At 58.6% G+C, this 18,297-nt stretch carries 16 protein-coding genes; 7 read left to right on the top strand and 9 right to left on the bottom strand.

The window, feature by feature from the left end; translation table 11 throughout:
- Positions 1–645: 645 nt before the first annotated feature.
- Positions 646–1,353: a hypothetical protein gene (locus tag NB231_RS01535; protein WP_004999185.1), complete on the top strand. Its 708-nt coding sequence runs from the start codon at positions 646–648 to the stop codon at positions 1,351–1,353.
- A 100-nt stretch (positions 1,354–1,453) separates the two neighbouring features.
- Here the strand turns inward: NB231_RS01535 and NB231_RS01530 are convergent, their stop codons facing one another.
- From NB231_RS01530 to NB231_RS01515, 4 genes are all read right to left on the bottom strand, one after another.
- The gene (locus NB231_RS01530; RefSeq protein ID WP_004999183.1) at positions 1,454–2,173 is read right to left on the bottom strand and encodes a phosphoadenylyl-sulfate reductase; all 720 of its coding nucleotides are present in this window, start codon (positions 2,171–2,173) and stop codon (positions 1,454–1,456) included.
- Positions 2,174–2,574: 401 nt separating this feature from the next.
- Positions 2,575–2,817 carry a hypothetical protein gene (locus tag NB231_RS01525; RefSeq protein WP_004999182.1) on the bottom strand — a complete coding sequence of 81 codons (243 nt, stop codon included), beginning with the start codon at positions 2,815–2,817 and terminating at the stop codon, positions 2,575–2,577.
- Positions 2,818–3,239: 422 nt separating this feature from the next.
- Positions 3,240–3,479, bottom strand: coding sequence for a hypothetical protein (locus NB231_RS01520; protein ID WP_004999181.1), 240 nt, complete (start codon positions 3,477–3,479; stop codon positions 3,240–3,242).
- Between the two features lie 769 nt (positions 3,480–4,248).
- Positions 4,249–4,491: a hypothetical protein gene (locus NB231_RS01515; protein ID WP_004999179.1), complete on the bottom strand. Its 243-nt coding sequence runs from the start codon at positions 4,489–4,491 to the stop codon at positions 4,249–4,251.
- A gap of 331 nt (positions 4,492–4,822) precedes the next feature.
- On the opposite strand from NB231_RS01515, the gene NB231_RS01510 reads away from it, so the two are divergent.
- Positions 4,823–4,993 (top strand): hypothetical protein, encoded by a 171-nt coding sequence (locus NB231_RS01510; RefSeq protein WP_004999178.1) that lies wholly within the window; start codon positions 4,823–4,825, stop codon positions 4,991–4,993.
- Positions 4,994–5,111: 118 nt separating this feature from the next.
- Here the strand turns inward: NB231_RS01510 and NB231_RS01505 are convergent, their stop codons facing one another.
- Genes NB231_RS01505 through pomA form a run of 3 tightly spaced genes read right to left on the bottom strand, consistent with a single transcriptional unit; the run spans position 5,112 to position 7,417 of the window.
- Positions 5,112–5,717: a PilZ domain-containing protein gene (locus tag NB231_RS01505; protein WP_232210363.1), complete on the bottom strand. Its 606-nt coding sequence runs from the start codon at positions 5,715–5,717 to the stop codon at positions 5,112–5,114.
- Positions 5,710–6,648 (bottom strand): MotB family protein, encoded by a 939-nt coding sequence (locus NB231_RS01500; RefSeq protein ID WP_004999176.1) that lies wholly within the window; start codon positions 6,646–6,648, stop codon positions 5,710–5,712. Before NB231_RS01500 ends, NB231_RS01505 begins: the two co-directional genes overlap by 8 nt.
- 4 nt (positions 6,649–6,652) lie before the next feature.
- A complete protein-coding gene (gene pomA / locus NB231_RS01495; protein ID WP_004999174.1) occupies positions 6,653–7,417 on the bottom strand; it encodes a flagellar motor protein PomA in 765 nt (254 codons plus the stop codon).
- Between the two features lie 236 nt (positions 7,418–7,653).
- On the opposite strand from pomA, the gene NB231_RS16550 reads away from it, so the two are divergent.
- Positions 7,654–8,142: a DUF6231 family protein gene (locus NB231_RS16550; RefSeq protein WP_004999172.1), complete on the top strand. Its 489-nt coding sequence runs from the start codon at positions 7,654–7,656 to the stop codon at positions 8,140–8,142.
- Positions 8,143–8,199: 57 nt separating this feature from the next.
- On the opposite strand, the gene NB231_RS01485 is transcribed toward NB231_RS16550, so the two are convergent.
- Complete coding sequence (locus tag NB231_RS01485; RefSeq protein ID WP_004999171.1) at positions 8,200–9,060, bottom strand: alpha/beta hydrolase; 861 nt, start codon at positions 9,058–9,060, stop codon at positions 8,200–8,202.
- A 253-nt stretch (positions 9,061–9,313) separates the two neighbouring features.
- Here NB231_RS01485 and pepN point away from each other — a divergent pair, with 253 nt between their 5' ends.
- The 4 genes from pepN (at position 9,314) to NB231_RS01465 (ending at position 16,590) form a co-directional block, all read left to right on the top strand.
- On the top strand, positions 9,314–11,962 hold the full coding sequence (gene pepN / locus NB231_RS01480) for an aminopeptidase N (RefSeq protein WP_004999170.1): 2,649 nt from the start codon (positions 9,314–9,316) through the stop codon (positions 11,960–11,962).
- Between the two features lie 6 nt (positions 11,963–11,968).
- Entirely contained in the window at positions 11,969–14,071 is a 2,103-nt protein-coding gene (locus NB231_RS01475) for a carboxy terminal-processing peptidase (RefSeq protein WP_004999169.1), read from the top strand.
- 271 nt (positions 14,072–14,342) lie between these two features.
- Positions 14,343–15,824, top strand: coding sequence for a hypothetical protein (locus tag NB231_RS01470; RefSeq protein WP_004999167.1), 1,482 nt, complete (start codon positions 14,343–14,345; stop codon positions 15,822–15,824).
- Positions 15,825–15,921: 97 nt separating this feature from the next.
- A complete protein-coding gene (locus NB231_RS01465) occupies positions 15,922–16,590 on the top strand; it encodes a hypothetical protein (RefSeq protein ID WP_156776856.1) in 669 nt (222 codons plus the stop codon).
- Here NB231_RS01465 and recJ read toward each other — a convergent pair.
- Positions 16,558–18,297, bottom strand: coding sequence for a single-stranded-DNA-specific exonuclease RecJ (recJ, locus tag NB231_RS01460; protein WP_040661543.1), 1,740 nt, complete (start codon positions 18,295–18,297; stop codon positions 16,558–16,560). The two genes, NB231_RS01465 and recJ, sit on opposite strands and share 33 nt — an antisense overlap.

The raw sequence follows: 18,297 nt of genomic DNA, 5'->3' as shown, positions 1-18,297 counted from the left end.
CGGCGCACTGAAACTTCCGGTCTGATAACAATTGCCCGAAACTACGGAAGCTATAGAGCTTTCGATGACCTCCGATATGCTGCGTTTTGAGTATCTGCTTGGCCAGCGGTTGCCGGACGTTGCCCCCTCGCTCCTAATACTCTCAACTTAAGCCCTCCTTCAGCATTGTAACCGGTAGGCGCTGTAGGTATGTGGCTTAGTTGAGGGCGGGCGTGGGCTGGCGGGCGATTTTATAAGTCAACGCGCCGGCCGCCTTGAGCGGTGACAGGCGGATAACGGCTTCGCTCTCACTCGAGTTTGAAAGTGCCTACGCACATAATTCCATATTTTAAGGTATAACAACAGCTTACCTTCCGGACACAGACGCATCGACGCTTCCCAAACCACATGCTCTATGGACACTATGGATTGTTCAAGCCGCCGACGCGAGCACCCTGGCGAACGGCGCATGCCTTGGCGTGAAAGGCATCGGAAAGCCGTGTACGGGAGAACCGTATGCACGGTTTGATGAAGGAGGACAGACCAACATGGCCACGCATCGGCTATTGAGGCACCGCCAAACGAAAGGGACGGCAACAGATAGGCTGGCGCTACGGAAATGGTAACCTATTCTTTACTCTACCCAATGCTTGGTTCCATATTCCAATGCTTGAGTATTTTACACTGATCGCTCAGCTAGGATTAAGCGCCTCATTGCCCAGCCAGATTCAGACGAGCCTAGATGACTCGGGCCTCCCAGATGCCGTCATCGAACAGCGCTTGCGCTTCCTCGAGAACCGGCTCCAGGAGTCCAAAACACAGGGGCAGATTTGGTCGTATAGCTGGCTGGCCATCAATGGCGTCAGCATGGTTGGACTCGGCGCCGCGGCCGCTTTGGCCGACAATGACGACGATCGGGTCAAAGATGCCGCGTATGCAGCGAATGCAGGTATCGGCCTAGCGTATATGCTGGTAACCCCGCTGGAAGCGCGCTTGGGCGCAAGCCTAATCGTTACCCTGCCCGAACGCACGCGCGAGCAAAAGCTCGCCAAGCTTCGCGCCGCCGAGGACCAGCTGCGCCGAAACGCCGAGCGCGCTGAAACGCGCTGGGGATTATGGGAGCACGTTGGTAATATCGCACTCAACGTTGCCGCCGGCGCCGCCACCGGTTTGGCCGCAGGCCCTAAGCACGGGGTGGATGTGGCACTGACTGGATTCATCGGCGGTTTGGCCTTTCTGCTCACCCAACCCTCCAAACCCGCCAAAGACTGGGAGGCCTATCAGAACCTGACGGGCGAGAAGACCTCCAACGTTGAGGTCTTCGTTAATTCGCGGCCAGACGGGGCAACCCTCAACATGCGCTTTCAGTGGTGAGATCGGCAAACAGCATCTTCTGACAATCCGCCCACATGCCGAATGCTACAGCAAGCATTACTATTGGCGCCGGCATAGCTCGCCTACAGCGTTGCATCCGTCAAAGATGCAAACCGCATTCAGTCTTGGGCTTCCCCTGCCAGCGGCCGCTACGACCCTCACCTTTCACGGTGCAGTGCGAACAGCCGATCGAGGCATAACCCTCGGCAACCAGCGGGTGGAAGGGCAAGTTGTGATCGCGGATGTAGGCATCCCGTTGTTCACGGGTGACATCGATCATGGGATTGAACTTCACTAAACCGCGCCGCTCCTCGAAGATGTGCAACTCGGCGCGATGCTCGGTCTGCCAGCGCATCAGGCTGGAGACCCAGATGTCGACCCCCTCTTTGGCGGCCTCCAGCGGCTGCACTTTGTTCACTGCACAGCACAGGTCCGGATCGGTCTCGTAGAGGCGTTCCTTTTGCGCGTAACGGAAGTGATGCGCATCGGGACGGATGTCCTCGACTCGGAGCTTGAAGAGCTCGATCAGATAATCACGGTATTCCAACGTCTTAACAAAATGGAAGCCGGTATTGATGAAGAAAATTTTTTGTTCCGGCCGGATGCGAGAGATGATGTGTAGGAAGTACGCCGACGTGGCGGCAAAGGAGGACGTCACCATAATGCGCTGCGGTACGAAGTCGCGATACAGGCGACGAATTCGTGCTTCAAAATCCAACGGCGCATAAGCCTCATTAAGCTGCGCAATGCCCTCCGGGGACAAGCCCACGCTGTTGCTGCCAGTGCTGTCAAGCGAAATTGCATGCTGCGTACCGGTCATAAATCGAGGGTATCCTTATTTTGTGCCGAACAAGCGAAAGCGCTCACCTTCCACGGGAGCGCTTCGTAGCTCAGTCGAGCCTTGCCGTGACCGCACGCCGCTGCCGGCCATGCAACTCGACGCGCGTGGGCCTATTTTAAGCGCAGCCACCGCCGTTGCGCCAAGTTTGAATTCAGGACTCCTCCTGCAGACGCATCTCGTCGATCTCGGCAGACTCAGTGTACCCAGAAGAAGCCGGAGAACGCGGCTCATATTGAACGCTTCGACTACAAGATAAGACCGTTCCGGTTTTCACCGCTGATTCGGGAATGCGCGTAGCCGGACGATGCGAAAGGGCGGGACGCTAAAACGCGGGGGGACCTGCCTGGTCCCCGCCGCGTGAGGTGCTGTGAGCTTCTCGCTCAGGCGCTTTGGCTCTGGACGATGGTGCCGTTGAGGTTGAAGGTGTTCGGACCACCGATGCCCACTGCCGTGTTGTTGACCTTGGCCACCTGAATCTGATTGGTGAACTTCTTGCTGATGCTGCTCGGGTAGCTCAGATGGGGCATGAGGTAGCCGCCGTACCAGCCGCCTTTCACGCGCAGGCTCGCCTGCCGGTCCAAGGTCTCGGTCGCGTTCAGGTCACGGATCATGATGCTCGCCATGGTTTTGATCTCCTAAAAGTTACGTTCGATCGTCGATTAAAAACTCGTCTGGTCTTGGCTCCGAGAGCATCTCGCTCTCGTTGCTTAGATAAAGGCAGATCGCATGCCAATGGCGGATGAAAAGCCAAATTAATTTATATATAGCTGTTTTTAAAAAGCTTATTTTTAAATGCCAGGAGCACTTCGGCGGCAAGGCCGACCGCCTCTCACCTAATCATGTTTTTAACTAGACGACATATTCCCTCTAAATGAGCTCAAGAATGCAACATTGTCACAAGAAGGTTCCCATCTATTCGCTGCCAGCAGCATCGCCATCCGGCTCAATAGGCGAGCACGCGCACACCATCCGCGATGCTGAATGGGAACAGAGAATCGACACGGAAGAAGATTCGATGGGGTGTCCGGCGGCTGCTTCGTGCTGGTCACTCGTCGGTGATTTCCAGGCACCGCTCGATACGCTGGATGCGCTCCACTAAACGGTCAATGGAAGATTGCTGTCGCGCCTGATCGCTGTAGAGGCCCGCATACTCGCGCAGACCCTTGGCCTGCCCGCGTTCCACCGAGGCGAGACGGTGCTTGAGCTCGACCACATCCTCGCTGATCTGATCCACCCTTCCGCGGATATGTCTCAAGTGCCCCAGCATTAGGTTGTCATGGCCCATAAGTCTTTACCTCGGCGGAACGCAATCTGCAGTAGCTTCGGTGTACTGCAAAATATGTGAACAGCCTCACTTCATAAGCCACCAGCCATGTTAAACAGGGACGAAGAATAAACAACCGAAGAGGGCAACGATGAGCCGACGCGCATTACCGTCCGTGGAAATGGGCTAGAATCCGAAGCGCTGCGTCGCTTTTTGCTGGACGATTATCACCCGACCCCAATCCTGGCGCCCGGGAATGGCAGCAGCGAATTTTATCCCACGGACAATAAGGAAGATTTTACTTCAATGGCCTCGGTCAAGGCCGAACGCTTCCGTAGACGGCTCGCCCGACTAGCCATCCGCACCTCATTCCTTGCTTGCGGCGGATACACCCAACCCAAACGTGGCTTTCTGCCTCATCGACGGCCGCAAGCCCTAGAGCCACCCGACAGGACTCGCCCCAGTGGGCGGCGCATTACGCATGCGCCGCCGCTAGCCCAACTTAGCGGATTCGCCCCGGATTTTGCGGGCGCCGAAGAAAAATCTTTTTGAAAATCAAAAGGCGGTCTGTGGATAAGCCCCGCAAACCCGTTGTAGTGAAGACCTTTGGAGGGTGCGCCTATATTAATCAATTAGTTGGCGTTTCAGAACAGCCGAATCCGCTAAGTTGGGCTAGGTTTTTCCGCTGATTCGGGAATGCGCGTAGCCGGACGATGCGAAAGGGCGGGACGCTAAAACGCGGCGGGGACCTGCCTGGTCTCCGCCGCGTGAGTTGCTGTGAGCTTCTCGCTCAGGCGCTTTGGCTCTGGACGATGGTGCCGTTGAGGTTGAAGGTGTTCGGACCACCGATGCCCACTGCCGTGTTGTTGACCTTGGCCACCTGAATCTGATTGGTGAACTTCTTGCTGATGCTGCTCGGGTAGCTCAGATGGGGCATGAGGTAGCCGCCGTACCAGCCGCCCTTCACGCGCAGACTCGCCTGCCGGTCCAAGGTCTCGGTCATGCTCAGGTCACGGATCATGATGCTCGCCATGGTCTTGATCTCCTAAAAGTTACGTTCGATCGTCGATTAAAAACTCGTCTGGTCTTGGCTCCGAGAGCATCTCGCTCTCGTTGCTTAGATAAAGGCAGATCGCATGCCAATGGCGGATGAAAAGCCAAATTAATTTATATTTATCTGTTTTTAATACATTTATTTTTTAATAACTGAATCGCTCAGGTAGCCAAACAGCCGAGCATTACCTAGTAATGTTTTTTGTTAGACAACTTTTTCTGTGAGTAAACGATTTTAATACAACATACAGCCAATCCCCCATCAGCTCCGGCGACATTGGTCGGCGCGTTTTGATCGTCGTGAAGACGGTATGCATTGCAGCGAGGCAACGGAGCTGGCGTCGCAGCGGTTGGACGATGTACGCGCCATACTCGCTGACTTGCACCGGATCAAGGCCGTATTGACCGAGCTAGTCAGCGAATGCCATGCGCATCAAGGCGATGTATCGTGTCCGCTCATCACCGCCTTGCATTACGGCTAAGTCATGTTGGGGCACGTCGGGTTAGTGCTGCCGGCTTGTGACATTCCGTGCGCTCACCTCCTGAAAGTGACACGAGCCGCACCCGCTCTGCTGTCCCAGCCGTTGCAAACGCAGCGCCTTATTCCTCTTCGAGATCTTGTTTACGCTGGCGCAGCAGCATCGACTGGCGCTGCAGAAGGTGTTGGACCAGGGCTTCGCGGTCGTAATCGCGCAGAAACTGGAACTGCACACCGACGCGGGACCCGCTGTGCTTACCGCTCTCCCCGCAGCGCATCACCTGGGCAAAGGTGTGCAAACCATACCCCGTGGCCGGTATCATGAGTCGTATATCCAACACTTGTCCTACTTCGAGCACCTCCGTTGAGCTAAAACCCATGCCATCGGCGCTGATATCGACCGTAACGGGCTGCGGACAACGGCTGCCGAGTTCATGCACCATCAACACGCCAATCACCCGATCGACTTTCCGGTCGAGATGTTCTATGAGACGGGCAATCACCGCCGATTCTTGCTCGGCCTGGCGCCGTAGAATCGCTGTTTGCTGGCGCAACTCGTTCATTTCCGGAACCAAGGCAAAAGCGCTCGATGCATCCTGAGCAGGCGCCTGGCGGCGCAGCAGCGCCTCCTGCCGAGACAGGCACCGGTAGTCGAGCAGCACCTCATCGGTGATCCGAAAGTTCTCGCGCCGGTCCTTGAGAGAGCCACAAAGCTGTCGGTCAGCCACCTTCGTTTCCTCTTGCATCGCTCGGCTCGAGCACCTCGTTGAGGCTACGGGTCAATTCTAAGCCATTCCCGTTGACTAAGATGATCTCGACCCGGCGGTTGCGCGCTCTGTGGCGCGGGGTGTCGTTGGAAACGATAGGTCGCGTATCGGCATGTCCGGCAACGGTAATTCGATTGGCATCCACCGCCTCGACCGCTCCCAACGCACGCAGCAGCGAAATCGCGCGCGCCGCCGAAAGATCCCAATTTGATCGAAACTGGGCATTATGAATCGGAACGTTATCGGTATGGCCGGCGATGATGACCTGCCCCTCTGTCATTCGGATGGCTTGGCCAATCTTGCGCACCGCCGGCAAAAACGGCTTGATGAGCTTGGCTGAGCCGGAGGGGAACGAACCATGCTCCCGAACCCGAATGACGATCTGAGCACCGATTTGAGCGACTTCGATCAACCCACGCTCAATCTCCTGGCGAAACAGGCTCTGGAGTTTGATCAAGTTGCTGCGGGCCTGCTCGACGGCGGCATCAGAGGGCTGCCGCGACAAAGAGAGCAAGCTGTCCGGACCGCCCGGACCACTCGGTGCAACGGTAACGCGCGGTGGCATCGGACGAATGCCTTCGCTCGTGCTCATAGGTGTTGGCGCGATTTTGGCGAACGGGGACTGGGAAGGTTGGCCGGGACTGAAATCGCGCGCGACGAAACTCGTACCCATGGGCGGGTCCCTGGTAACATCCTCCCGCTGAACGCCGAACGCCATGCGCATGGAGCCCGCGATCTCCTTGTACTTGTTCACATCCATCTCTGAGAAAGAGAGCAGCAACACGAAGAAGGACAGCAACAGCGTGCTCAAATCCGCGAAGGTCGCCATCCAGGGCGGCGCGCCGACAGGAGCCAACCGCCGTTTACCACTCTTCGATGCATCGCCGAGCATGTGATCAAGCGGCCTCCTCGGCTGGCGCCCGCTGTTTGACGGGCAGATAAGTCTTCAACAGCTCCCCGATCACCCGAGGGTTCAAGCCCTCTTGTATGGACAGCAGACCCTCTAGGATCAAGGTGCGGTTGAGGCGCTCCTCGCCGTTACGGTTCGCCAGCTTATCGGCGATCGGAATTGCAACCGAGTTGGCGAGTACCGCGCCGTAAAGCGTAGTCAGCAGCGCCACCGCCATCGCCGGACCGATCTGTTTCGGGTCAGCCATGTTACTGAGCATCTGCACCAAACCGATCAGGGTTCCGATCATACCCATTGCCGGAGCCACATCACCGATCGCCCGGAAGACCTGCTCACCCTGCTCATCACGCGCCATGGTCAGATCGATTTCTTGACCTAGCACTTTTTTGACCAGCTCCGACTCATGGCCGTCGGCAATGAGTTGAATGCCTTGCCGGAAAAACGGGTTGGCTACCTCATAGCCCTCCAGCGCCAACAGCCCTTCCTTACGCGCCACCTGCGCCAACTCCACGGTCTGATCGATCAGACCTTGCGGGGACTCACTGCGATACCGAAACGCTCGCCCTGCGGCTTTGAAAGCCCCTAGAAATTGGCCGAGGGGAAACTTGATCAGTACGGCCAGCAAGGTACCCGCCAAGACGATGAGCATCGATGGCAAATTCAAAAATATAGCCGGGCTACCACCAATAAAGATGGCAGCGGCTATGACTCCGAGCGCACCAATAAAGCCGATGAGGGTTGCCAGATCCATGAAATGCAAGACTCCTGACGCCTATCGTTTACTGTGATACCGTGGACTTTGCGACACGGCGCAGGCGGACTGTTAGCAATAGCGATACGATCCCCCGCTTCTTGACTAGATGCTGTGAGCGAATGCGCAAATTGTCCGACACGTAAACTTGTCTTATAGCGACCGGCAGGGGCAAATAACCGGCTTTCGAGCCAAATCCTCGAGTTCATGGCAAGCCCAAAACCCGGGGCCAAGCGATGGCAGATGAGACCCTAAACGCGCGGCTGCAGAGCGTGCTGGAGGAACTCCGCCCGAGTTCGATTCTGGTTATTGGCGATTCTTTGGCCGTTCTTGTCAAAACACTCACCGGTGCGGATGAGACGCTCACCCACCTTTCCAGCGCAGAGGCAGCGCAACGGCTGCCCGCCCTGAGCATCCACGACCTAGCCCTAGTCCAAGCCGATACGGCTTTAGCCGCGTTGGAAAGCGGGGTTTTGCTGGCACGGCTGCGCGATGTTTATGCACGCAAAGTGCTGGTCATCGTAGCACCCGGTCTGGCTGATGGCCCCTGGAACCGCCGCTCACTGATTCGGCTCGGATTCACGCCATACGGCGCGGCAACCGGGGCAGAGGGCGAGCGGCTGTTGCTGTACCAGTTCGATATCGCAACCTATAAGACAACTCCAGACTGGCTGTCTCCAAACAATTGGGCCAACCCGGAGCTCTGGGATAAGTACCGCTGGTAAGCAGCGGCAAGAGAACCTTCCCGACCGCAACGGCGGCGGGACGCGCCGCCTATCAGGTCAAGGCTCAAACGGAGCCACCAAGCGCTTAGCAACCAACCAGTCGAGGACGCGCTCTGCCAACGAGCGCCAGCCCAGTTCGAGCATGACCGCGTGCCCCATATCCGGCTGCAGATGCAGATCGGCGTTGTAGGCCCGGGCCGTCTGCTCGACTTCCGCAACCGAGAACAAGGCATCGTCTTGCGCGCCGATAACCAGCATCGGCGGCGTCTGCATCCGCCACGGGCACGGCAGTGCACCGACCGTCATGTCCCACAGCGCCCGCTGCGATTCCGGCTGCAGATGGCGGGCATATTCGAGCAGTTCCGCCTCCGGTAGTTGACCAGAGAATACCGCACGCTGGGCGCTGCTCAGGTCCATAGCACCGGGACCGATACCTTGCAACGCCGTAAGCTGCGTCAGCAGCAACGGGTCAGCCAACATCAGCCGCATGCTTGACTGCATAAGCCCAGAAGGGGGAACCGAGGCCATGAGCACCACCGCTGGCGCGGTATGACGCTCAAGGTATTTCTGAATCACGAACCCCCCCATGGAATGCCCGATCAACACAGGCGGATGCTCCAGCCCAGCCACCACCCGTTCGAGGTCGCATACAAACTCGTCTATCCCGGTCTGCTGCAACTGCTGCCCACCGGCGCTGCGACCGTGGCCTCGCAAGCTCGGCGCGTAGACGGTAAAGCCGTGCCGCACGAAATAGGGCAAAAAGTGAACTTCCCAGCACCACGCCGCGACAAAGGCGCCGTGCAGAAACAGCAATGGAGCTCGGAACACAGGCTTCGACGGCTGGTACACGAGGATTTCGAGCTGCGGTTCGGCAGGCGTAACTACGCCGCTTGCTGCATCACCGAATCCGACGGACATCAATTACCTCCAACCGTAAGTCATATCTCGGCACCTAAGAAATCCCGCATCCGATCTCTGATCAATGCTATAAGCGCGCATCTTAACCTGCTTTCGCGCCGGCGTGCGTTTTTGAACGACGGATCGCAAAGCGCGCCGAGCGCCGCAGCGAAGACCCGAGGATGCGCCGCTGCGCCATTCAGGTTAAGCTAACTTCAAAAGGCCTGCACCAGGCGTACAACCGACTGACCAATAGGGAAAAAACGGATCTTCCATGGCACATCAGCCCACTACCGTCCATCGCCGCGATTACTCAGCGCCGGATTATCTGGTCGATCATGTAGCTCTGCACTTCGATCTACACCAGGAGCAGACGACTGTTCACGCGCGCCTCGAACTGCGGCGCAATGATTCCGACAACGCCCAGCCACAGCCGTTGCGCCTGAACGGTATCGAGCTCGAGCTCCTGGGACTGGCGCTGGACGGCGTGCCCTTGACCCAGGAAGATTATCGACTGGACGCAGAAAGCCTCACCATCGAACGAGTACCCTCGCAGTGCACCCTTGAGGTAATCACTCGCATTCGTCCTCAAGAGAACATGCGCCTGGAGGGTTTGTATCGATCCGGTGCGATGTTCTGCACCCAATGCGAGGCCCAGGGCTTTCGGCGCATCACATTCTTCCTGGACCGCCCGGACGTGATGGCCCGTTTTACGACCACGATCGAGGCGGATCGTGACCGCTACCCGGTGCTGCTCAGTAATGGCAACCAAGTGGCCCAAGGGCAAGCCGCGGGTAATCGCCACTGGGTCCGCTGGGAAGACCCGTTCCCGAAACCGAGCTACCTGTTCGCGCTGGTGGCCGGGGATCTCGCCTGCCATGAAGACCGCCATGTGACGGCCTCGGGCCGCACGGTGCGGCTGAGAATTTTCACCGAGCGCGAGAATCTCGACAAAACGGAACACGCCATGGCCTGCCTACAAGCCGCCATGCGCTGGGACGAGGCAACCTACGACCTGGAATGCGATCTGAACGACTACATGATCGTGGCGGTGGGCGATTTCAACATGGGGGCCATGGAGAACAAGGGGCTCAATATTTTCAACACCCAGTACATCCTCGCCCGCCCGGAGACCGCCACCGACTCCGACTATGAGGACATCCTGGCCGTGGTGGGCCATGAGTACTTCCACAATTGGACCGGTAACCGGGTCACGTTACGGGACTGGTTTCAGCTCAGCCTCAAGGAAGGACTGACCGTATTTCGCGAACAACAGTTCACTGCGGCCATGGGTGCCGCGGCCGTGAAACGGATCCAGGAGGTCCGCGGCCTGCGCGCCGCGCAATTCCCGGAAGATGCCGGCCCGATGGCGCATTCGGTACGCCCCGATAAGTACGTCGAGATCAATAATTTCTACACGGCGACCGTGTATATGAAGGGGGCAGAAGTCATTCGAATGTACCACAGCCTCCTCGGCCAGGAGGGGTTTTGCCAGGGGTTGGCGCTCTATCTGCAACGCCACGACGGCCAAGCGGTAACCTGCCGCGATTTCCTCATGGCGATGGCCGAAGCCAACGGGATAGATCTCGAGCAGTTCGGTCTGTGGTACAGCCAAGCGGGCACACCGTGCCTGGAGGTTCACGACGAGTATGAGCCCGGCTCGGGCCGCTACACCCTGCATATTCGCCAACATACCCCTGCCACGCCAGGCCAGCCGCACAAACAGCCGCTGCATATCCCTGTGATCGTCGGACTGTTGAACGCCGAAGGACACGATCTGCCGCTGCGCCTAGAGAACGAAACCCAGGCAATCACCACCGGCAGCCGCGTGCTGGAACTGCGCCATGAGCGGGAGACATTCCGCTTTCTCGATATCCCGCAGCGCCCCATCCCCTCTTTGCTGCGTGGGTTCTCGGCACCGGTAAAACTGGACTATGCCTATACGGAGGACCAGCTCGCGTTCTTGTTTGGCCATGACAGCGATGAGTTCAATCGCTGGGAGGCAGGCCAGCAACTCAGTGCGCGCATTCTACTGCGCTGGGTCAACGAGGGGCGCGGGTCGATACCCGAGCGCTTCCGCACGGCTTTCCGGCGTACTTTATGCGACACCGAAACCGACCCCGCCTTGCTTGCCGAGGCCCTGGCGCTGCCGAGCGAGAATTTTCTAGCCGAGCAGATGAAGGTTATCGACGTCGAGGGCATTCATATCGCACGCGAAGCCATGCGCTGCAACCTCGCCGAACATCTGAGCGAAGAGCTGAGAGCACGCTACGCACTTTGCGTTGAGCAGGGGAATAAGACCGAAAACACGGCGGCGGCGGCCGGCTACCGTCGCCTCAAAAACGCCGTCTTGGGCTACCTGGCAACCTTGCAAAACTCCACGGAGCTACAGCGGTGTCTCGACCAATACGCAACGGCCGATAACATGACGGATGCGCTGGCGGCCCTTGCACTGCTGGTCGACAGCAACGCCTCTGAAGCTGAAGCGTCGCTGGCGGATTTCTACCGCCGCTGGCAACACGAGCCGCTGGTGGTGGACAAATGGCTTCGGGTTCAAGCGCTGTCCAGCCGCTCCGACACCCTCGCCCGCGTAATCCAGCTAACGGCGCATCCGGCCTTCGATATCCGCAATCCGAACAAGGTCCGCTCGCTGCTAGGTGCATTCGCCCAAGGTAATCCAGCGTGCTTCCATGACGTCTCTGGGGCTGGCTATACTTTTCTTGCCGATCGGGTTCTCGAACTGGACGGGATCAACCCACAGGTAGCGGCTCGGCTGGTTACACCCCTCAGCCGCTGGGGGCGCCACGATCCGAGAAGAAGCTCCTGCATGCACCAACAACTGGAACGGATCTACGCTCAAGAGGGATTGTCCAAGGATGTATACGAGATCGTAGCTCGGAGCCTCGATCGAGCCGTGGAGTAAACGGGGATGACGATAAGCCGGGTACCATCCTTATGGCGCTGGTTGCCAATTGCGCTAGCAAGCTTTTTGCTTGCCGGCTACGGGGTGTTGGCGTTGACGAATCCGCCCTCGCCGCGACCGGACTCGCATTTCGCGTATGCCGAGCAAATGATCGGCGCTTTTTTAGCGCAATATCACTACCGCAATCAGCCCCTCGATGACACGCTCTCCCGCCAGGTGTATACCGCGTATTTCACCGCGCTGGATCCGCAACGCTACTATTTTCTAGCGAGCGATCTGGCACGCTACTCCCAATACCGCACCCGTTTGGATGATCTGCTGCGCGAAGGCGAAATAACACCCGCGTTTGACATCTTCGATGTCTATCGCCAGCGGGTCAAGGAACGCAGCCAGTTCGCCGTCACCGAACTCGCCAAACCATTTGAGTTCACCACCGACGAAACCTTCGATCTCGATCGTTCCAAAGCCCCATGGGCGGCGGATGAGGCTCGGCTCGACCGGATCTGGCGCAAGCGGGTGAAAAACGATGCGCTCACGTTAAAACTCACCGGAAAAGACGCAGCGGAGATTCGCTCGACGCTGCGCGACCGCTACCAGCGCATGGCACGCAGCGTCGCTCAGTTCCATGAAGAGGACGTTTTCCAAATATATATGAATGCCTGGGCCGGCGCTTTCGATCCACACAGCAGTTATCTCTCGCCCCGCAGCTCGGAGAACTTCGATATCAACATGAGTCTGTCATTGGAGGGTGTCGGGGCATTGCTGCGCAGCGAAGGCGACCACACTGAGGTGGTCGAGCTTATTCCGGGCGGGCCGGCCGCCAAGAGCGGGCAGCTCGCCCCAGGCGACAAGATCATCGGCGTCGGCCAAAATAAGGGTACGATCCAGGACGTGGTCGGATGGCGACTCGGGGACGTGGTCGAACTGATTCGCGGCCCCGCCGCAACGACCGTTCGGTTACAAGTACTTCCGGCCAAAGGCGGAGCCAACGCCACACCCAAGGTGGTGCAGCTGGTGCGCAATCGCATTCAACTAAAGGAACAAGCCGCGCAGTCCGAGCGCCTGCCGATCCCTCACAACGACCGTGAGTACCATATTGGGGTCATTAAAATACCGGCCTTCTACATCGACTTCCAGGCGGCCCGACTGGGTGGCAAGGATTATCGCAGCACCACCCGTGATGTCCACAAGCTATTGAACGAGCTGGTGCAGCAAGGCATCGATGGCTTAGTAATCGATCTGCGCGGCAACGCCGGTGGTTCTTTGCAGGAAGCCACCAAGACGACGGGTTTGTTCATCGAGGATGGGCCTGTAGTCCAAGTGCGCCGCCGAACGGGCGAACGTGAGGTGCTCCGCGACAACGATGGGCATACCGTCGCCTACCAAGGTCCACTGGTGGTCATGGTGGACCGATTCAGCGCCTCTGCATCCGAGATCTTCGCGGCCGCGATTCAGGATTATGGCCGCGGTCTCATCATCGGCGATCAGACCTTCGGCAAGGGCACGGTTCAAAGCATGATCGACTTGGGTCGCCTTGAGCTCGATGAACAGGACTCCCCGGGCGGGCGCCTCAAGCTGACCATCGCAAAATTTTATCGTATTACGGGAGAGAGCACCCAGCGAGTCGGCGTCAAACCTGACATTGCTCTGCCTGCGGTCACCAACGACAACCGCGTTGGTGAAATGGCCGAACCGTTTGCGCTGCCGTGGGATCGTATTGCACCGGTGCGCTTCCAGCCGGCCGGCGATGTTCAACGGTGGCTGGCAAGCTTGGAAAAGCAGCATGCCGTGCGCATGGCTACTGATCCTGGACTGCAGGCTGTAACGGATGAATACCGACAGCTGCGCACGCAGCGGGCGCGCACTGAGGTCTCACTCAACGAGAAGATTCGGCGGCAACAGCGTGAGCACTCGGAGCAGACCCGGCTTGCTGCGATCAATCAGTTGCTGCGTGCATCTGACCAGCCGTCGATTCAGTCTCTCGACGAAATCGATGAAGACGAGCTGCCGGACACCCTACTAAAGGAGGCGGCACGGATCGCCACCGACATGCGGGTACTCAGAGCGCAAACTCCGCGCAGTAACTGGTCGCAAGCGAACTTCAACTGAGAACCACCGATTGCGGCGAACACGCACCGGCCAATGCCAGCAGGGCCGTTCACATCGTGAATGCTCGGAGTTTGAATCCCGTCACTTCAGCCGCGGCGCAGCGAACCTACACTGTGGATCGAGCTGCTGGTCAGCGTCGCCTCGCCGCGCTGCATGGGGTGGTGGGATGAGGCAGGAGAGAAGCCAGACCCTCGCTCGCCCTACCTCACGGGTTAAGGACACCCAGAATCATTAGATCATGCACTTTGGGTCGGCTGGATAGCGCACAGCTATGGAATCAAGCATATTGCTGACACTATTATGGGCAGAATCCACCGTATTATCGCTGCTGATGTGGCTCATCTTCCTGCTAGGGGTGCTCTATCTAGCACGCAAACGCGCCCAAACCCTAATTCAAACCACCTGCCGTCTGCTGGCACGGCAACTGCGGCAGTTCGCGCGCCGTCTGATAGCGGCCGGCACCTTCGTGCGCCGGCGCAATCGCAGCTATCTACTCGCATTGGCCCGTAATCAAGCTAAGCGATCACTGGATCGTGAATTCCGTCGGGTCGCGCTTGGCGTCGAGCGTGAGCTTGCCACCTTCCCCAGCTTGTCCCGGCGCTTAGGTGAACAGATTACCCGCGTCGAGCAAGATTATCGGGAATCGGTGCCCCCTTCGCCCCGCCCACCGGAATGGCTTGAGGCCGTATCGACCCTCACCCATAGCCCTGGGCGCAACGACCCAGCCGTTCAGCGCATTCTAGAAGACTTAACCAACACCCTGGATCGGGCCGCTCATCAGGCGCTGCTGGAATATAGGACGGCCCAGCACCGCCGCCATCGCCTCCTGGCCCGCATGCAGCCCTATTGGCGCATGGTGGAGCGTCGGCTTGGCAGCCTGGAGGCAACCATTGCCGAGCTCAATCGTCGCTCCCGGCGAATCGATCGGGCCATGCTGCGTCTCCAAAGCCAGCACGCAGAATCTCCCATAAAAAAAATTGCCAATGCCGCCAGCGTGCGCTTTCTCAGTGCGATCGCCTTGCTCACTGCAGTGGTCCCCGTCGCAGTGGTCGCCTTTCAACTGATCGCGCGACCGCTCGCCGAGATCACTAACGGTACCGACGCGGTGATTGGAATTCCTTTTTACAACGTGACTGCAGCGGCCATGCTGTTAACCGAAATAACAGCCGGCGCACTGGTATTGGAGAGCATGGCCGTAACACACTTATTACCCGCGGTTGCGGCCTTGGAGCCACACATACGGAACCGACTGCGGGTAGCCGCCTCAACTGCTTTCCTGCTCACAGTCTCGGCAACTGTGGCATTGGCTTGGACGCGCGATTATCTCATCCACCAAGACATCGCGCTCGTTGAACTCCTGCAAGCGGGGCAGGCCAGCTTCCCGGGGCCCGAATTCCATTGGATTCCGGCGCTGACGCACTCGGCTCTAGCGCTCGGTCTCGGCTTCCTCCTAGGCGTTGTTGCGATCCCCTTGCAAAGTGTCTTGCAATCCGGACGATTCGTTCTGGGCAGCGCTTTGGCGTTGAGTCTCACAGCCGCCGGGGAGTTCTGCCATTTAGGTGCCGTCCTCAGCCTTGGAATGGGCCGCTTTCTGAATCAAGCCTATGATCTGCTCATCTTCATGCCATTACGGCTCGAATCATGGTGGCTGCATGTGTGGCACAATCGCATGACAGGCGATACGAGCTACTTCGATAAGGAAGCGGAGGGAAAAGCCCGGGGGACTCTCTCAAAGCGGCAAGTGCAACAATGAGGCCTTGCTGGAAGCGGAGAGGTGGGTTTGCGCTCGCAGCGCATGAGAAAGCAGCGCGCCCGGAAGCGAGCCAACCGTCTCTGGAACCTTACGGCTCGTGCTGACTGGTCAGCTCATGCGCACGACCTCCATACTAATGGCCGCCATCGTCATGGGCTTATCCCAGAATACGCACGCGGTCACCGTGCTAGTGGATGCGGCTTGGGTGCGTGCCGGCCTCGGCTCAGCGAGCGATCGCTGCCTTGATAAGATCCTGCTCGATCTCAAACCCGGCGACACACTCGAGATAATCATACCTGCGCTAGATGCAAGCGCTGCAGTGAATCGGCTTGCCGCGTTCACCGCGCAGCGCCGACCGGGCGTACGCGCCGCCGTATTAATTGCCACTCGGAGATTGCTCAATCAGGTTCTGGCGAGCGCGGAGCCCACTGACTGGCCCAGTCTGGCTCAGATCCTTACCCGACTCGCCGCAGCGTCCAATTCCGACCGTCGCCGGGCGAACCGATACTTCATCGTCGGCGCACTGACTGCCGCCGATCCGCCCGCCATCGATCTCGATCTGCAACGCCTGCTTAGCGGTCGCCGAATCGCGGTCGTGACCCTCCCTCAGCCTAACACCGGACGACTCAACGCCCGGCTCGAGGCCTGGCAGCGTTTTTTCGCGACGGCGGGGGTGGCGCAGCTGGAAATCCTGCACTTACCCACCTCGAATAAGGCTCGGGCGATCGATTGCTCAGGACGCTGGCTCCAGGTGCTCGATCACTAGCTGGAGCGATTGCCGACCGCGAAACTCGTTGACATCGAGCCGGAAAGCGAGCCGCACGACACCCTGCACTTTATCCCAACCATGTCGAGCGGCGCTGAAGGCGATGGCGTTCAGCATCGTTTCGTTCTGAAACGCCTGTAAACGAAACCGGACATGCTCCTCGCCCACGATGCGCCGGTCGACGACTGCGAACACCCCATCGAACACCGGCTCCGGAAAGCCTTGCCCCCAAGGCCCGGCCACGCGCAGCGTCTGCGCTAATGACAGATCCAACTGGTCCGGTTCAAGCTCGCCATCGGTAAGGACAATGCGCTCGAATATCTCCTCCGAGGCCATTTCCGTCACCGTCGCTTCAAAGGCTAAACGAAACCGCTCGTAATCGCCCTCATGCAGCGTCAAACCGGCGGCCATGGCATGCCCGCCGAATTTAACGATCAAGCCCGGATTTCGGCTACTGACGCGCTCCAATAGATCACGAATATGCAATCCTGGAACAGAACGCGCCGAGCCACGCAGATTTCCGTCAGCAGCCGGTGCAAAAGCGATCACCGGCCGGTGCAAGCGCTGCTTGATCCGGGAAGCCAGGATGCCGATTACACCCTGATGCCAACCCGCATCGAGCAAGCACAAACCCCGCGGCAAGCTCGCCGTCGCAAACTCGTTCTGCAAAACTTCCAGACTTGCCAGCGCCTGCTCCTGCATTTCCCGCTCGATCGCTCGACGCTGTCGATTGAGAGCATCCAGTTCCCGAGCGATCGTCGAAGCGCTCTGCGGACAATCGGTGAGCAAACACTCGACTCCCCTCGACATGTCCTCAAGACGACCGGCAGCATTTAACCGTGGACCCACTGCAAACCCGAGATCAGCGGCCACCAGCCGATGGCATGTCCGCCCCGCCACCGCAAGCAAAGCGAGGATTCCAGGACAAGCCTGACCGGCGCGCATGCGCCGCAACCCCTGCTCCAATAGAATCCGATTATTGCGGTCCAGCACGGCCATATCCGCCACCGTGCCCAAGGCGACGAGGTCCAGCAGTTGCGCAAGATTGGGCTCCGCAATTCCGCGGCTCGTGAACCAACCCGCTGCGCGCAGATACGTACGCAACGCCAACATGACATAAAAAATCACGCCCACCCCTGCAAGCGACTTGCTCGGAAACGGATCGCCCGGCAGGTTGGGGTTGACGATAACCGCTGCATCCGGCAGCTGAGGACCTGGCAAGTGGTGATCGGTGACCACCACCTGGATGCCGGCGGCGTTGGCCGCAGCAACCCCCGCAAGACTCGATATCCCATTATCGACCGTAATGATGACATCCGGACGATGTGCTTGCGCCACCTGCACGATCTCCGGACTCAGGCCATAACCGAAATCAAATCGATTCGGCACAAGGTAGTCGACCGCCTTCGCCCCCATGGCCCGCAAGGCTCGGATTGCCAAGGCCGTACTTGTAGCCCCGTCGGCATCGAAATCACCGACGATCAGGATCCGCCCTTGCGCCATGAGAATCCCAGCCAGCAGCTCCGCCGCTGTATCGACATTCGATAGCAGATGGGGTGGATGCAGCTCATTTAACCCGTGTTCGAGATCGGCCGGCCCGCACACGTTGCGCGCCGCATAGACCCGACGCAATACTGGATGCAGATTCTGCGGCAACTGCTCGATCATTGCGGGAATGGGCCGACGGCGGATAGTCCAAGTAACCAT

Source organism: Nitrococcus mobilis Nb-231 (genome assembly GCF_000153205.1).
Classification (GTDB): Bacteria; Pseudomonadota; Gammaproteobacteria; order Nitrococcales; family Nitrococcaceae; genus Nitrococcus; species Nitrococcus mobilis.
This window is presented reverse-complemented; position numbering and strand designations above follow the sequence as displayed.

What these genes read in the sequence shown, in the direction of transcription:
- NB231_RS01535 (WP_004999185.1), top strand. Translation starts at nt 646, where the DNA reads ATGCTTGAGTATTTTACACTGATCGCTCAGCTAGGATTAAGCGCCTCA.
- NB231_RS01530 (WP_004999183.1), bottom strand. Translation starts at nt 2,173, where the DNA reads ATGACCGGTACGCAGCATGCAATTTCGCTTGACAGCACTGGCAGCAAC.
- NB231_RS01525 (WP_004999182.1), bottom strand. Translation starts at nt 2,817, where the DNA reads ATGGCGAGCATCATGATCCGTGACCTGAACGCGACCGAGACCTTGGAC.
- NB231_RS01520 (WP_004999181.1), bottom strand. Translation starts at nt 3,479, where the DNA reads ATGGGCCATGACAACCTAATGCTGGGGCACTTGAGACATATCCGCGGA.
- NB231_RS01515 (WP_004999179.1), bottom strand. Translation starts at nt 4,491, where the DNA reads ATGGCGAGCATCATGATCCGTGACCTGAGCATGACCGAGACCTTGGAC.
- NB231_RS01510 (WP_004999178.1), top strand. Translation starts at nt 4,823, where the DNA reads ATGCATTGCAGCGAGGCAACGGAGCTGGCGTCGCAGCGGTTGGACGAT.
- NB231_RS01500 (WP_004999176.1), bottom strand. Translation starts at nt 6,648, where the DNA reads ATGCTCGGCGATGCATCGAAGAGTGGTAAACGGCGGTTGGCTCCTGTC.
- pomA (WP_004999174.1), bottom strand. Translation starts at nt 7,417, where the DNA reads ATGGATCTGGCAACCCTCATCGGCTTTATTGGTGCGCTCGGAGTCATA.
- NB231_RS16550 (WP_004999172.1), top strand. Translation starts at nt 7,654, where the DNA reads ATGGCAGATGAGACCCTAAACGCGCGGCTGCAGAGCGTGCTGGAGGAA.
- NB231_RS01485 (WP_004999171.1), bottom strand. Translation starts at nt 9,060, where the DNA reads ATGTCCGTCGGATTCGGTGATGCAGCAAGCGGCGTAGTTACGCCTGCC.
- pepN (WP_004999170.1), top strand. Translation starts at nt 9,314, where the DNA reads ATGGCACATCAGCCCACTACCGTCCATCGCCGCGATTACTCAGCGCCG.
- NB231_RS01475 (WP_004999169.1), top strand. Translation starts at nt 11,969, where the DNA reads ATGACGATAAGCCGGGTACCATCCTTATGGCGCTGGTTGCCAATTGCG.
- NB231_RS01470 (WP_004999167.1), top strand. Translation starts at nt 14,343, where the DNA reads ATGGAATCAAGCATATTGCTGACACTATTATGGGCAGAATCCACCGTA.
- recJ (WP_040661543.1), bottom strand. Translation starts at nt 18,297, where the DNA reads ATGGTTACTTGGACTATCCGCCGTCGGCCCATTCCCGCAATGATCGAG.